Source organism: Pseudocitrobacter corydidari (genome assembly GCF_021172065.1).
Lineage (GTDB): Bacteria > Pseudomonadota > Gammaproteobacteria > Enterobacterales > Enterobacteriaceae > Pseudocitrobacter > Pseudocitrobacter corydidari.
Map to the genome: position 1 here is coordinate 1497282 of NZ_CP087880.1, position 13258 is coordinate 1510539.

Annotated in this window: 13 protein-coding genes; 3 read left to right on the top strand and 10 right to left on the bottom strand. The window is 56.7% G+C overall.

Features of this window, described 5'->3' with window-relative positions; translation table 11 throughout:
* Nucleotides 1–20: 20 nt before the first annotated feature.
* Genes pcaF through paaA form a run of 10 tightly spaced genes read right to left on the bottom strand, consistent with a single transcriptional unit; the run spans nucleotide 21 to nucleotide 8190 of the window.
* The gene (gene pcaF, locus G163CM_RS06905; RefSeq protein WP_231827364.1) at nucleotides 21–1226 is read right to left on the bottom strand and encodes a 3-oxoadipyl-CoA thiolase; all 1206 of its coding nucleotides are present in this window, start codon (nucleotides 1224–1226) and stop codon (nucleotides 21–23) included.
* Nucleotides 1226–1645, bottom strand: coding sequence for a hydroxyphenylacetyl-CoA thioesterase PaaI (gene paaI / locus G163CM_RS06910; RefSeq protein WP_015964549.1), 420 nt, complete (start codon nucleotides 1643–1645; stop codon nucleotides 1226–1228). The genes pcaF and paaI overlap by 1 nt, the downstream gene beginning before the upstream one ends.
* The gene (locus G163CM_RS06915; RefSeq protein ID WP_231827365.1) at nucleotides 1638–3053 is read right to left on the bottom strand and encodes a 3-hydroxyacyl-CoA dehydrogenase; all 1416 of its coding nucleotides are present in this window, start codon (nucleotides 3051–3053) and stop codon (nucleotides 1638–1640) included. The genes paaI and G163CM_RS06915 overlap by 8 nt, the downstream gene beginning before the upstream one ends.
* A 3-nt stretch (nucleotides 3054–3056) precedes the next feature.
* Nucleotides 3057–3845: a 2-(1,2-epoxy-1,2-dihydrophenyl)acetyl-CoA isomerase PaaG gene (gene paaG, locus G163CM_RS06920; protein ID WP_231827366.1), complete on the bottom strand. Its 789-nt coding sequence runs from the start codon at nucleotides 3843–3845 to the stop codon at nucleotides 3057–3059.
* Nucleotides 3846–3847: 2 nt separating this feature from the next.
* Nucleotides 3848–4615, bottom strand: a complete 768-nt coding sequence (paaF, locus tag G163CM_RS06925) for a 2,3-dehydroadipyl-CoA hydratase PaaF (RefSeq protein WP_231827367.1) — start codon at nucleotides 4613–4615, stop codon at nucleotides 3848–3850.
* Complete coding sequence (gene paaE, locus G163CM_RS06930; RefSeq protein WP_231827368.1) at nucleotides 4612–5682, bottom strand: 1,2-phenylacetyl-CoA epoxidase subunit PaaE; 1071 nt, start codon at nucleotides 5680–5682, stop codon at nucleotides 4612–4614. Before paaE ends, paaF begins: the two co-directional genes overlap by 4 nt.
* A gap of 7 nt (nucleotides 5683–5689) precedes the next feature.
* Nucleotides 5690–6187, bottom strand: a complete 498-nt coding sequence (gene paaD, locus G163CM_RS06935; RefSeq protein WP_231827369.1) for a 1,2-phenylacetyl-CoA epoxidase subunit PaaD — start codon at nucleotides 6185–6187, stop codon at nucleotides 5690–5692.
* A 13-nt stretch (nucleotides 6188–6200) separates the two neighbouring features.
* Nucleotides 6201–6953 carry a 1,2-phenylacetyl-CoA epoxidase subunit PaaC gene (gene paaC / locus G163CM_RS06940; RefSeq protein ID WP_231827370.1) on the bottom strand — a complete coding sequence of 251 codons (753 nt, stop codon included), beginning with the start codon at nucleotides 6951–6953 and terminating at the stop codon, nucleotides 6201–6203.
* An 8-nt stretch (nucleotides 6954–6961) separates the two neighbouring features.
* Nucleotides 6962–7249, bottom strand: a complete 288-nt coding sequence (gene paaB, locus G163CM_RS06945; RefSeq protein ID WP_015964556.1) for a 1,2-phenylacetyl-CoA epoxidase subunit PaaB — start codon at nucleotides 7247–7249, stop codon at nucleotides 6962–6964.
* An 11-nt stretch (nucleotides 7250–7260) separates the two neighbouring features.
* Entirely contained in the window at nucleotides 7261–8190 is a 930-nt protein-coding gene (paaA, locus tag G163CM_RS06950; RefSeq protein WP_231827371.1) for a 1,2-phenylacetyl-CoA epoxidase subunit PaaA, read from the bottom strand.
* A gap of 286 nt (nucleotides 8191–8476) precedes the next feature.
* Between paaA and paaZ the strand changes: the two genes are divergently transcribed.
* The 3 genes from paaZ (at nucleotide 8477) to G163CM_RS06965 (ending at nucleotide 13073) form a co-directional block, all read left to right on the top strand.
* The gene (gene paaZ, locus G163CM_RS06955; protein ID WP_231827372.1) at nucleotides 8477–10519 is read left to right on the top strand and encodes a phenylacetic acid degradation bifunctional protein PaaZ; all 2043 of its coding nucleotides are present in this window, start codon (nucleotides 8477–8479) and stop codon (nucleotides 10517–10519) included.
* A 202-nt stretch (nucleotides 10520–10721) separates the two neighbouring features.
* The gene (locus G163CM_RS06960; RefSeq protein WP_231827373.1) at nucleotides 10722–11351 is read left to right on the top strand and encodes an OB-fold-containig protein; all 630 of its coding nucleotides are present in this window, start codon (nucleotides 10722–10724) and stop codon (nucleotides 11349–11351) included.
* Nucleotides 11352–11378: 27 nt separating this feature from the next.
* Entirely contained in the window at nucleotides 11379–13073 is a 1695-nt protein-coding gene (locus G163CM_RS06965) for a flotillin family protein (RefSeq protein WP_231827374.1), read from the top strand.
* The last annotated feature ends 185 nt before the right edge of the window (nucleotides 13074–13258 follow it).

Below are 13258 nucleotides of genomic sequence, written 5' to 3' on the forward strand. Positions count from 1 at the left end.
ACTCGCAGGTAAAAATTAGCTCACACACGCTCCAGGATCATGGCAATGCCCTGACCCACACCAACACACATCGTACACAGGGCGTAGCGGCCCTGACGGCGCTGCAGCTCAAGGCTGGCGGAAAGTGCCAGTCTCGCGCCGCTCATACCTAACGGATGGCCTAAGGCGATGGCGCCTCCGTTCGGGTTAATATGCGACGCCTCATCCGGCAGCCCTAACTGTCTGAGCACCCCCAGCGCCTGCGCGGCGAAGGCCTCGTTCAGTTCGATAACGTCCATATCGGTGATACTTAAGCCCGCACGCTCCAGCACTCTACGCACGGCAGGTACCGGGCCTAATCCCATCAGGCGCGGTTCCACGCCTGCGGTCGCCATGGCAACGATACGCGCGCGCGGCGTCAGCCCCTGCGCGATGGCCTGCTGCTCGCTGGCGATAATCAGCGCCGCTGCGCCATCGTTCACGCCCGAGGCGTTACCCGCCGTGATCACGCCATTCGCGCGGAACGGCGCTTTCAGTTTGCCCAGCTGTTCCAGCGTGGTTTCCGGACGCAGATGTTCGTCATCCAGCACCTCGGTAAACGTGCCCTTTTTACCTGGCACGCGCACCGCGACAATCTCTTCAGCAAACACGCCATCGCGTTGGGCTTTGGCGGCTCGCTGTTGGCTGCGATAAGCGAAAGCATCCTGATCGGCGCGGCTGATATTTAACAATTCGGCTACATTCTCTGCCGTTTCCGGCATGCTGTCAGTACCAAATTGTTGCTGCATGAGCGGGTTCACAAAACGCCAGCCGATGGTGGTATCAAACATCTCGGCCTGACGCTGGAAAGGCGCGGTAGCCTTGCCCATCACAAACGGCGCACGCGACATCGACTCCACGCCACCCGCCACCAGCAGGTCGGCATCACCGGCTTTAATCGCGCGGGCCGCAAAGCCAATCGCATCCAGGCCAGAGCCGCAAAGGCGGTTAATGGTGGTACCGGAAACATCCTGCGGATAGCCCGCCAGCAGCAGCGCCATACGCGCCACATCGCGGTTATCTTCCCCGGCCTGGTTAGCACAACCGAGGATCACATCGTCAATACGGGTTGGGTCGAGCTTTGGGTTACGCGCCAGCAGTTCACGCAGCGGCACGGCGGCGAGGTCGTCGGCGCGAACGCCCGACAGCGCGCCCGCGTAGCGGCCAATCGGAGTACGAATTCCGTCACAAATAAATGCATCACGCATCAGGCTTCTCCTGTTACCGTGCCGCCGATGCGGTGGGATTTACCGCGAAACAGGGCTACCGTTTTTTGTTGTTGGTTCACAATTTCAATGTCATAGACGCCAGTCTGTTTACCCTGATGTTTTACCCGGGCGGTGGCGGTGAGTTTGTCGCCCGCAAAGCCAGGTCGCAGGAAATCTATCGAGCAGCCGGAAGCCACTGCCGCCAGCCCCTGGCTGTTACAGGCGTAAGCAAAGGCGGTATCCGCCAGTGAAAACAGTTGCCCGCCGTGGCAGGTCTGGTGACCATTCAACATGTGCGGCGCGACGGTCATGGTGAGCACCGCATAACCTTCATCCATTTCGATAATGTCGATACCCAATGCCTGTGCGCAGGTGTCGCGCTCATACATTGCGTGGGCATTACGCCAGGCGTTACTCATGGTGATTCTCCAGCAGCGCACGCTGGCGCAGTAAAGAAGATGGACGGTAGCGTTCTTCGCCGTAATGGGCTTGCAGGTTTTCCAGTACGCGCAGCACGTTCTGCCAGCCCAGCTCAGCGCCCCACTGCAACGGCCCTTTCGGGTAGTTCACCCCAAGGCGCATCGCCGTATCGATATCCTGTTCGCTGGCAACGTGTTTCTGCACCGCATCCAGCGCTTCATTCGCCAGCATCGCCACCGTGCGCCACACCAAAAGCCCCGGATAATCGGCAATTTGCAGCACTTTTTTGCCCTGCTGCTGGAAGTAGTGCACGGCTTGATCGGTATCGGCCTGCACGTTGGTCTGCGCAGCAGCCAGCACCACCACATCGCCTTCAATCCGGTCGAACACCACAACCGGGCGCTGATGGCGCATTGCCAGCGCCAGCGCGGTTTCACCTTGCGTTTCAATCAGCAGGAGATCGTCAATAGTGACACTGTCACCATTTTCTGTAATCTCGCCTGGAACGGCTGAAACCGCTGACAGATACGGGTCAGAGACGGCTTCAACCGGCCAGCGATACACACCTTGCCCGCTCTTTTTACCAAGTCGTCCGCCCAGCACCAGTTCCTGTTGCAGCAGCGATGGTAAGAAGCGGCGGTCCTGCCAGAAGGCGTTGAACACCGAACTGGTGACCGCAAAGTTCACGTCATGACCAATCATGTCAGTCAGCGCCAGCGGGCCCATCGGGAAGCCACCGCCTTCACGCAGCGACGAATCAATCACTTCAGGTGTCGCAACCTGTTCTTCCAGCGCACGCCAGGCTTCGGCATAGAAGGGACGCGCAATGCGGTTGACGATAAAGCCCGGCGTTGAACGGCAGCGCACCGGCTTTTTGCCCCACGCGGCTACGCAGTTACACAGGGTTTCCGCCACTTCTGGCGACGTTGCCAGCCCACTCACCACTTCCACCAGCTTCATCACCGGTGCCGGGTTAAAGAAGTGCAGCCCCGCGACGCGCTCCGGGAAACGCACGTCCGCGGCAATCGCGGTAATCGAAATCGACGAGGTGTTGCTGGTCAGCAGCGTTTGCGGCGGGCAAATTTCCGCCAGTTGGCTGAACAACGCTTTTTTCACCTCCAGCCGTTCAGAGGCTGCTTCAATCACCAGGTTCGCCGGCGCCAGCGAAGCGATATCCGCCACCGCATAGATTTTTTTCAGCGTTCTTTCGCACGCCTCCGCGCTCAGCTTGCCGCGCGACACGCGAGAGGTCAGACGCTGACGGATACCGTCAATAGCGCGGGTGAGCGCATCCTGATTGATATCAAACAACAGCACGTCGTGCCCTGCGGCGGCGGCCACTTCAGCGATGCCTGCGCCCATCGTGCCGCTGCCGATCACCGCAACCGTTTTGATTTCATGACTCATGGCTTATTTCCCACTGAACTGTGGTGGACGTTTGGCCAGAAACGCGCTGACGCCTTCGCGATAGTCATCGCTGCGCCCGGCCATACGCTGGAAATCGCGCTCGATATCCAGCTGTTGATCCAGCGTGTGAGTTTCGGAGGCCAGCAGCGCCTGCTTGATAAGCCCTAAACCGTAGGTCGGCTGGGTGGCTAAATGGCGTGCCAGCGTCAGGCTGGTATCTGCCAGTTCGGCGTCATCCACCACCTGCCAGATCATGCCCCACTGTTGCGCCTGCTCGGCGCTCATTTTGTCGCCCAGCAACGCCAGCCCCATGGCGCGCGCACGCCCGGCAGTGCGCGGCAGCAGCCAGGTGCCGCCGCAATCCGGTACCAGGCCCAGCTTACTGAACGCCATCACAAAATTGGCTGAACGCGCAGCAATCACCATGTCGCAGCCCAGTGCCAGCGTTGCGCCTGCGCCTGCCGCCACACCATTCACCGCAGCAATCACCGGTTTCGGCAGCTTTGCCAGACGGCGCACCAGCGGGTTATAAAAACGTTCAACGGACATCCCCAGATCCGGGGCCGGACCGTTGGGATCGACGTTGCGATCGTTCAGATCCTGCCCCGCGCAAAAGCCGCGCCCTGCGCCGGTAATCAGCAGGCAGCGGATGGTGTCGTCGCGTTCCGCCTGCTTCAGGCATTCGGCCAGTTGCTGATGCATCACATCATTAAAGCTGTTGAGACGTTCCGGGCGATTAAGCGTTATGGTCATTACGCCCTGCTCAACATGACTCAAAATAAAAGCATCCACGATTAACGTCCTTTAAATTCTGGTTGGCGTTTTTGCAGGAAGGCATTAATGCCTTCCTGACGATCTTCGGTTGCGCTCAGCAGCGTAAACAGCTGGCGTTCCTGTTGCAGACCCGCATGCAGCCCCACTTCCTGCGACTGACGCAGCGCCTGTTTTGCCGCCTGTAATGCCAGCGGTGAATGGCGGGCGATGGTCTTTGCCAGTTTCAGGGCGTATTCGAGGGTTAAGCCCGCCGGGTAGACGTCGCTCACCAGCCCGGCCTGCTGCGCCTGATGAACGTCAATCGCTTCACCCGTCAGCACCATACGGCTGGCAAGCGCCTTACCGACGCTGCGAATTAAACGCTGAGTGCCGCCCGCGCCTGGCATAATGCCGAGGGTGATTTCCGGCAGGCCAAAACGGGCGTTATCGCCCGCGACCACCGTGTCGCACAGCAGCACGAGTTCGCAGCCTGCGCCCAGCGCATAGCCATTAACGGCGGCAATCAGCGGCTTATTAAACGCATCGATTCGCGCCCATAAACGCGGGCGAATATCGTTGAGCGTGGCGGGCATATCGTTGGCCGCCATCTCGTTAAGATCTGCGCCGGCTGCGAAGAAACGGTCATTGCCGAAGATGACGCAGGCAGAAATGTCCGCATCGCGCGCGGCCTTTTCAAGTTCGCTGGCGATTTGCTCCAGCAAGGCATTGTTGAGGGCATTGCGCGCCTGTGGGCGATTCAGCGTCAGCAGCAGCACGCGCTCGTGGCGTGCAACGATCAGTTCGCTCATGCCATCCCCTTCGCGTCAAAGTCGACAATCACGCCATCGCCTTTCGGCAGCGCCTGGCAGCTCAGCACATAGCCCGCCGCCACTTCATCAGGCTCAAGGCTGTAGTTGGTTGCCATCTCCACTTCGCCGCGCAACACTTTGCACTTACAGGTGGCGCAGACGCCGCCTTTGCAGGCATACGGCAGGTCAGCGCCCTGACGCAGCGCAGCGTCCAGAATGCTGTCATCCTCTGCATTCAGGGAGATCTGACGGTCACGCCCATCGTGACGAATCGTCACGCTGCGGCCTTCAGCCTGTACGGTAGAGACGCGTTTAATGGTGCTGCCCGGTGTGTTAAAGCGCTCCAGGTGAATCGCTTTCTCCGGCATACCTAATGCGCGCAACGCGGTTTCCGCGTCATCCATCATCGCCGCCGGGCCGCAGATAAACGCTTCATCAAGCTGATCGAACTGCACCAGATTGCGCGCCAGCGCGTGCAGTTTTTCAGTGTTGATATGGCCGGACAGCAGTTCGCTCTCGACCGTCTCCTGGCTGAAGAGGTTGATCAGTTGTAAACGCTGCGGATATTTATCTTTCAGGTCTGCCAGCGCCTGGCGGAACATCATGCTTTGGCTGCTGCGGTTGCCGTAAATCAGCGTGAACTGGCTATTGGCTTCGGTGGTCAGCGTGGCTTCAATAATCGCCAGCATCGGCGTGATACCAGAACCGGCGGCAATCGCCAGATAGCGTGCTGTGCGCTCTGCCTGCGGCTGATAGCCAAAATGGCCCTGCGGCACCATCACCTCAAACGCCATGCCTTGCTTAATATCACTCTGGGCGAAGCGGGAGAAACGCCCGCCTTCAATGGCTTTCACCGCAACGCTAATCTGCCCCGGCGTGCCGGTGCGGCAGATGGAGTAGCAGCGGCGCAGCTCTTCCCCGCCAATGCGGGTTTTCAGCGTCAGGTGCTGACCAGGACGGAAAGCGTAAGCCTCCCGTAACGTGTCGGGTACGGCAAAAGTAATGGTCACCGCATCGCGGGTTTCCGGTTCCACTTTTGCCACCGTAAGCGAATGAAACGTCGTCATGGCAACCTCAAATACATTTGAAATAGTCGAAGGGTTCGCGGCAGCTATCGCAGCGGTAGAGCGCTTTGCAGGCCGTCGAACCAAATTCGCTGATAAGCGAGGTATGGGTGCTGCCGCAACGCGGGCAGGTCACATCCTCAGGAACCGATGCGTGGCAGGCGTGGGCCTGCGGGGGACTAATGCCATACTGGCGTAAGCGCTCGCGGGCATCGGCGTTCATCCAGTCAGTGGTCCAGGCAGGGTCGAGTTGCAGCACAATATGCACCGGCGTGAAGCCGTGTTCGGTCATCACGTCGCGGATGGCCCCCAGCAGATGCTCGGTGGCCGGGCAGCCGGAATAGGTCGGCGTAAAGCCAATCTCCCAACCGTCACCCTGCGGGGCGACGCTGCGCACCATGCCTAAATCGGTGATGGTTAACACCGGCACTTCCGGGTCGGGGATCTCGCTCAGTAAGCGCCAGATCTCATGCACTTTCGAGGGTGCTATCGCGGCAATTCGTTGCACTATGACCTCCTGATTACCACTGAAGTGCGGGGTAGATACGTTGCAGATACTGCATTTCCGCCAGCATCGGCCCCAGATGTTCCGTATGCAGCCCCTGTTTCCCGCCGGTACGGAAAGCCGCTTCTTCCGGCAATTGCAGGCAGGCATCCGCAAGCGCGTCGCGCACGGTGGTCTCCCACTCGTCTTTCAGTTCGCGCACATCAACGGCAATGCCCTGCTCAATCAGTTCCTGCTCAACGGCATCCACTTCGAATAGTTCGCGGGTGAAGCGCCAGACGTTGTTCAGCGCCTGCTGCATTTTTTGTGCGGACTCCGACGTACCGTCACCCATGCGCACCAGCCAGCCGCGGCTGAATCGCAGGTGATAACGCACTTCTTTAATCGATTTGGCGGCGATAGCGGCAATTTGCGCATCGCGGCTGTTTACCAGACGGCTGTAGAGCGCGACGTGCCAGGCATCCATCAGAAACTGACGGGCGATGGTATCGGCAAAGTTGCCGTTCGGTTGTTCTACCAGCAGCAGGTTGCTGAACTGGCGTTCTTCACGACCATAGGCCAGTGTGTCTTCATCGCCGCTGCCGTAGCATTCGGCGGCGTAGTTCAGGAAGTTGCGCGCCTGACCGAGTAAATCGAGGCCGATGTTCGCCAGCGCCAGGTCAATCTCCAGCTCCGGCGCATGGCCGCACCAGGCACCCAGACGCTGCGAGAGCACCAGGCCGTTGTCGCCCAAACGCTGGGCATAAATCGCGACGGAATTTTTAGTCATCACCCACCTCACATGTGCTCGATGCCATCAGGGATGGTGTAAAACGTCGGGTGGCGGTAGACCTTGCTTTCCGACGGGTCGAAAAATTCGCCGCGTTCTTCCGGCTGCGAGGCAACAATTTCGCTCGCCTTCACCACCCAGATAGAACAACCTTCGTTGCGGCGGGTGTAGGCATCGCGAGCGTTTTCCAGCGCCATCGCGTCATCGGCGGCGTGCAGGCTGCCGACGTGGCGGTGAGATAATCCCTGTTTGCTGCGAACAAAAACTTCATATAACGGCCAGTAAACATTGCTCATTGTTCTTCTCCTTATGCCGCGTTGCGGGTTTGTTGTTTTTGCGCATGCGCCAGCGCGGCTTCCCGCACCCACGCGCCCTCTTCCCAGGCTTTGCGTTTTGCGGCCAGGCGTTCGTGATTACAGATGCCGCGACCATGGATCACGTCGTTAAACTCGTTCCAGTCGATTTCACCAAACTGGTAGTGCCCGCTCTCTTCATCAAAATGCAGATCCGCGTCCGGCACTTTCATGCCCAGCATTTCCACCTGCGGGACCGTGTTATCGACAAAGCGCTGACGCAGCTCATCGTTAGTGAATAACTTGATGCGCCACTCCAGGCTCTGGGCACTGTTCGGCGAGTTGTCATCGTTCGGCCCGAACATCATCAGCGCTGGCCACCAGAAACGGTTGATGGCGTCCTGCAACATCTGACGCTGAGATTCGCTCCCCAGCGCCAGCGCCATGCAGGCTTCATAACCCTGACGCTGATGGAAGCTCTCTTCTTTGCAGATTTTCACCATCGCACGGGCGTACGGCCCGTAAGAGGTACGGCACAGCGCCACCTGGTTAACAATCGCCGCACCGTCAACCAGCCAGCCAATCACGCCGATATCGGCCCAGCTCAGAGTGGGATAGTTAAAGATGGAGGAGTACTTCATGCGTCCATCGAGCATCTTCTGGTAGATGTCTTCACGCGCACAACCGAGGGTTTCTGCTGCGCTGTAGAGATAGAGGCCGTGCCCCGCTTCGTCCTGCACCTTCGCCAGCAGAATGGCTTTACGACGCAGCGTCGGCGCGCGAGTGATCCAGTTGCCTTCCGGCAGCATGCCGACAATTTCTGAGTGGGCATGCTGGCCAATCTGGCGGATCAGCGTTTTGCGGTAGGCGTCCGGCATCCAGTCCTGCGGTTCGATGGCCGTTTCCTGCGCGATGCGCTGGTTAAAGCGTTGTTCTTCTGTCACGTCATCACCTTTTATGATTCCAAAAACATTCACACGATAAACATATGTGAATCACTTTCTTTCTTAAAAGTTACACATTAGTTAAATAAAACCACAAATTTTGTTTGTGCATTATGTGACAGCTCTCGCAAAGCAATTGGACAAAACGCTTATAAACAATGAGTTAAGTCATTACGCAAAGCACGCAGCGATCACAATGTTAAAAAATCATTAAAATTCAGCTTGCGATTTATGATTCGCAATTTAACTATGTATAAGTAAATCACGTAACATTTGGAGAATAGCGATGCAGCAGTTAGCCAGCTTCTTATCCGGCGCATGGCAAACCGGCCAGGGGCGCGCCCGTACCATTCACCATGCCATCAGCGGCGAAGCACTGTGGGAGGTCACCAGTGAAGGGCTGGATATGGCACAGGCCCGCCGTTATGCCATTGAGCAGGGCAGCAAAGCGCTCCAGGCGATGACTTTTATTGAACGCGCCGCCATGCTGAAAGCGGTGGCTAAACACCTGTTAGCGGAAAAAGAACATTTTTACGCGCTGTCGGCGCAAACCGGCGCGACGCGCGCGGATAGCTGGGTGGATATCGAAGGCGGCATCGGCACGCTGTTTACCTACGCAGGTCTCGGCAATCGCGAACTGCCGGATGACACACTGTGGCCGGAGGATGAGCTGATCCCGCTTTCGAAAGCGGGTGGATTTGCCGCACGCCATGTGTTGACTTCAAAATCAGGCGTAGCGGTACACATTAACGCCTTTAACTTCCCCTGCTGGGGCATGCTGGAAAAACTGGCCCCCACCTGGCTTGCCGGGATGGCGGCGATCATCAAACCGGCTACCGCCAGCGCCCAGCTAACTCAGGCGATGGTGAAATCGATTATCGACAGCGGCCTGGTGCCTGACGGCGCGTTAAGCGTCATTTGCGGTGGCGCGGGTGACCTGCTCGAAAAACTCGACAGCCAGGACGTGGTCACCTTCACCGGCTCCGCCGCGACCGGGCAACAGCTGCGCGTGCATCCCAACATCGTGGCGAAGTCGATTCCATTCACTATGGAAGCCGACTCCCTCAACTGCTGCGTACTGGGCGATGACGTCACGCCAGAGCAACCGGAGTTCGCACTTTTCATCCGCGAAATCGTGCGCGAGATGACGGCCAAAGCCGGGCAAAAATGTACCGCTATTCGCCGTATCATCGTACCGCAGCAACAGATCAATGCTTTAAGTGAAGCGCTGATTGCGCGTCTGGGGAAAATCGTCGTAGGTGACCCGGCGCAGGAAGGCGTGAAGATGGGCGCGCTGGTGAATATCGACCAGCGTCAGGACGTGCAGGAGAAAGTGGATCTGCTCGTTGCCGCGGGATGTCAGATTCTGCTGGGCGGCAAAGCGGACGACAAAGCCGCCGGGGCGTTCTTCCCGCCAACATTACTGCTTTGCCCGCAGCCGGATGAGATCAAAGCCGCGCATGCCATTGAAGCCTTTGGCCCGGTTGCGACCCTGATGCCGTATCAGAACCGCGACCACGCGCTGGCGCTGGCGCGAGCGGGTGAAGGTAGCCTGGCAGGCACGCTGGTGACCGCCGATGGCGCATTAGCGCGCGAGTTTATTCTCGGCGCAGCACGCGCGCACGGGCGTATTCAGGTACTGAACGAAGAGTCCTCGAAAGAATCGACCGGACACGGTTCCCCTCTGCCGCAGCTGGTACACGGCGGCCCAGGCCGTGCGGGCGGTGGTGAAGAGCTGGGCGGATTACGCTCGGTAAAACACTACATGCAGCGTACCGCCATTCAGGGCAGCCCGACCATGCTCGCGGCCATTGGTAAACAGTGGGTACGCGGCGCGGTGGTCATGGAAGATCGCGTACACCCGTTCCGCAAATACTTCGAAGAGATCCAGCCCGGCGACAGCCTGCTGACGCACCGCCGCACGGTCACCGAAGCGGATGTCGTGAATTTCGCCTGTCTGAGCGGTGACCACTTCTACGCGCATATGGACAAACTCGCCGCCGCCGAGTCGCTGTTCGGCGAGCGCGTGGCCCACGGTTACTTCCTGATTTCCGCCGCTGCGGGCCTGTTCGTTGACCCCGGCGTCGGGCCAGTTATCGCCAACTACGGCATGGAAAACCTGCGCTTCATCGAGCCGGTCAAACCGGGCGACACCATTCAGGTGCGTCTGACCTGTAAGCGTAAAACTATCAAACGCCAGAAAACAGCGGAAGAGACCCCTACCGGCGTGGTGGAATGGTCGGTTGAGATTTACAACCAGCATCAGCAGGCGGTTGCGCTGTATTCCATTCTGACGCTAGTAGCGCGACAGAGCGGGGATTTTGCCTAATACGTTACTGAAAATGCAGCTAAACGATGGCTGTAACGGCCCGATGATGCCCCTCGTCATCGGGCCATAAATGTCTGCACAACCTTCGCTTTCATCTTTAGGAACGATACTAACGCATGCTATTATAACTCGACGTTACTGTAAGAATACGAACAGTCTCTTGCGGTATTAACAGGGATCGCAGTTGTAAGAGGAAACGCGTATGACTTTATTTTCAGAGTATAACTCGCCCTACCTGTTTGCCATTTCATTTGTTTTACTGATTGGCGTACTTGAATTCATTGCACTTATATTCGGGCATTTAATATCGAGCGCGCTTGATGCGCATCTGCAGCATTTTGATGCTTTAACGTCCGGCAATATCGGGCAAGTTATGCATTATATGAATATTGGCCGGATTCCTGCGTTGGTTATTCTATGTCTGCTGGCAGGATATTTCGGCCTGTTTGGCATTCTTATACAACATGGTTCGATGACGCTTTGGCACACCCCGATTAGTAACCTGCTGCTGGCTCCTGTCTCACTGATGATGTCCGTCTTTGCTGTTCATTACAGCGGCAAAGCCATTGCCCCGTGGCTGCCGCGCGATGAAACCACCGCTATCGCAGAAGATGAATATATTGGCCGTATGGCAATAATGACTGGGCATGTTGCCAGCACGGGTAATCCCGGTGAAGGGAAATTCACCGACAAATTTGGGCAAACACACTATTTATTACTTGAGCCTGAAGAAGGGAAAGAATTTCGAAGAGGAGATAAAGTGCTGATTATTGGCCGTCTCTCTTCAACGCGCTATCTGGCTGAAATAAATCCATGGCCAGAACATTTGTAATGTTTGATTAATTTAAAGGGACTACTAATGGATGATGTTATTGGCATGCTGCCATCATGGATGTTTACCGCCATCATCGCGGTTTTCATTTTGTTGGTTGTTGGGATTATTTTCGCCAGGTTATATCGTCGGGCTTCCGCCGAACAATCCTTTGTTCGAACGGGACTGGGCGGGCAAAAAGTGGTGATGAGTGGTGGCGCAATTGTCATGCCCATCTTCCACGAAATCATTCCTATCAACATGAATACCCTAAAACTGGAAGTCAGCCGTTCAACCGTCGATAGCCTGATCACAAAAGATCGTATGCGTGTCGATGTCGTCGTGGCCTTCTTTGTACGGGTCAAGCCTACCGTGGAAGGAATTGCAACCGCTGCGCAAACCCTCGGGCAGCGAACCCTTTCACCGGAAGATTTACGTGTGCTCATTGAAGATAAATTCGTGGATGCCCTGCGTGCTACCGCCTCGCAAATGACCATGCATGAACTTCAGGATACGCGAGAAAACTTTGTACAGGGTGTACAAAATACGGTTGCAGAAGATCTGTCAAAGAACGGACTGGAGCTAGAAAGCGTCTCGTTAACCAATTTTAACCAGACAGAAAAAGTACATTTCAACCCAAACAACGCCTTTGATGCCGAAGGCCTGACAAAACTGACGCAGGAAACGGAACGCCGTCGTCGTGAACGTAACGAAGTTGAGCAAGATGTGGAAATTGCCGTTCGCGAGAAAAACCGTGATGCACTGTCGCGCAAGCTGGAGATTGAACAGCAGGAAGCGTTCATGACGCTTGAGCAGGAACAACAAGTGAAAACGCGTACTGCCGAGCAGAATGCAAAAATTGCCGCTTTTGAAGCCGAGCGTCACCGTGAAGCTGAACAAACGCGCATTCTTGCCGAGCGCCAAATTCAGGAAGCAGAAATCGAGCGTGAACAGGCAGTACGTTCCCGTAAAGTGGAAGCCGAGCGTGAAGTTCGCATAAAAGAAATTGAACAGCAGCAGGTCACCGAAATTGCTAACCAGACCAAATCTATTGCCATTGCGGCGAAGTCTGAACAGCAATCCCAGGCAGAAGCCCGCGCTAACGATGCGCTGGCAGAAGCCGTTCGCTCGCAGCAGAACGTTGAGACCACGCGCCAGACCGCAGAAGCTGATCGTGCGAAACAAGTTGCACTGATCGCTGCCGCACAGGATGCAGAAACCCAGGCGGTTGAACTGACCGTGCGGGCAAAAGCAGAGAAAGAAGCAGCGGAAATGCAGGCGGCAGCGATTGTTGAACTTGCCGAAGCAACGCGTAAAAAAGGCCTTGCCGAGGCGGAAGCGCAACGCGCGCTGAACGACGCCATTAACGTACTTTCTGATGAACAAACTAGCCTGAAATTCAAACTGGCCCTGTTGCAGTCGCTGCCGTCTGTGATTGAGAAATCCGTTGAACCAATGAAGTCTATCGACGGCATTAAGATAATCCAGGTCGATGGGTTGAATCGTGGCGGCATCACCGGTGAAGCTACCTCGGGCGTTGCAAACGGCGGTAATCTGGCAGAACAGGCCCTGTCAGCTGCGCTCTCTTACCGCACTCAGGCACCGCTGATTGATTCACTGTTGAAAGAGATCGGTCTGTCCGGAGGTTCACTATCCGCATTAGCGGAACCGTTAAAATCGGATGCTATAAGCGAGAAACCGTCTACGGTTAACCCGGTGGAAATGCGAGCTGAAAGCGAGTAAAAACAGCACATCAGTAATGAACACCAAATGCCTCCCCGGAGGCATTTTTTATATCTGGCAAAACTGCCAAACAACCTGGCAGGTGCAGGCAAACGACTTTACCGCCGTGCTGATAGGGTGAAAGCGTTAAAAACCGCCCGCAGAGAGCGGTAGCGAGCGAGAAACACAACAACAAGACGAGGTTT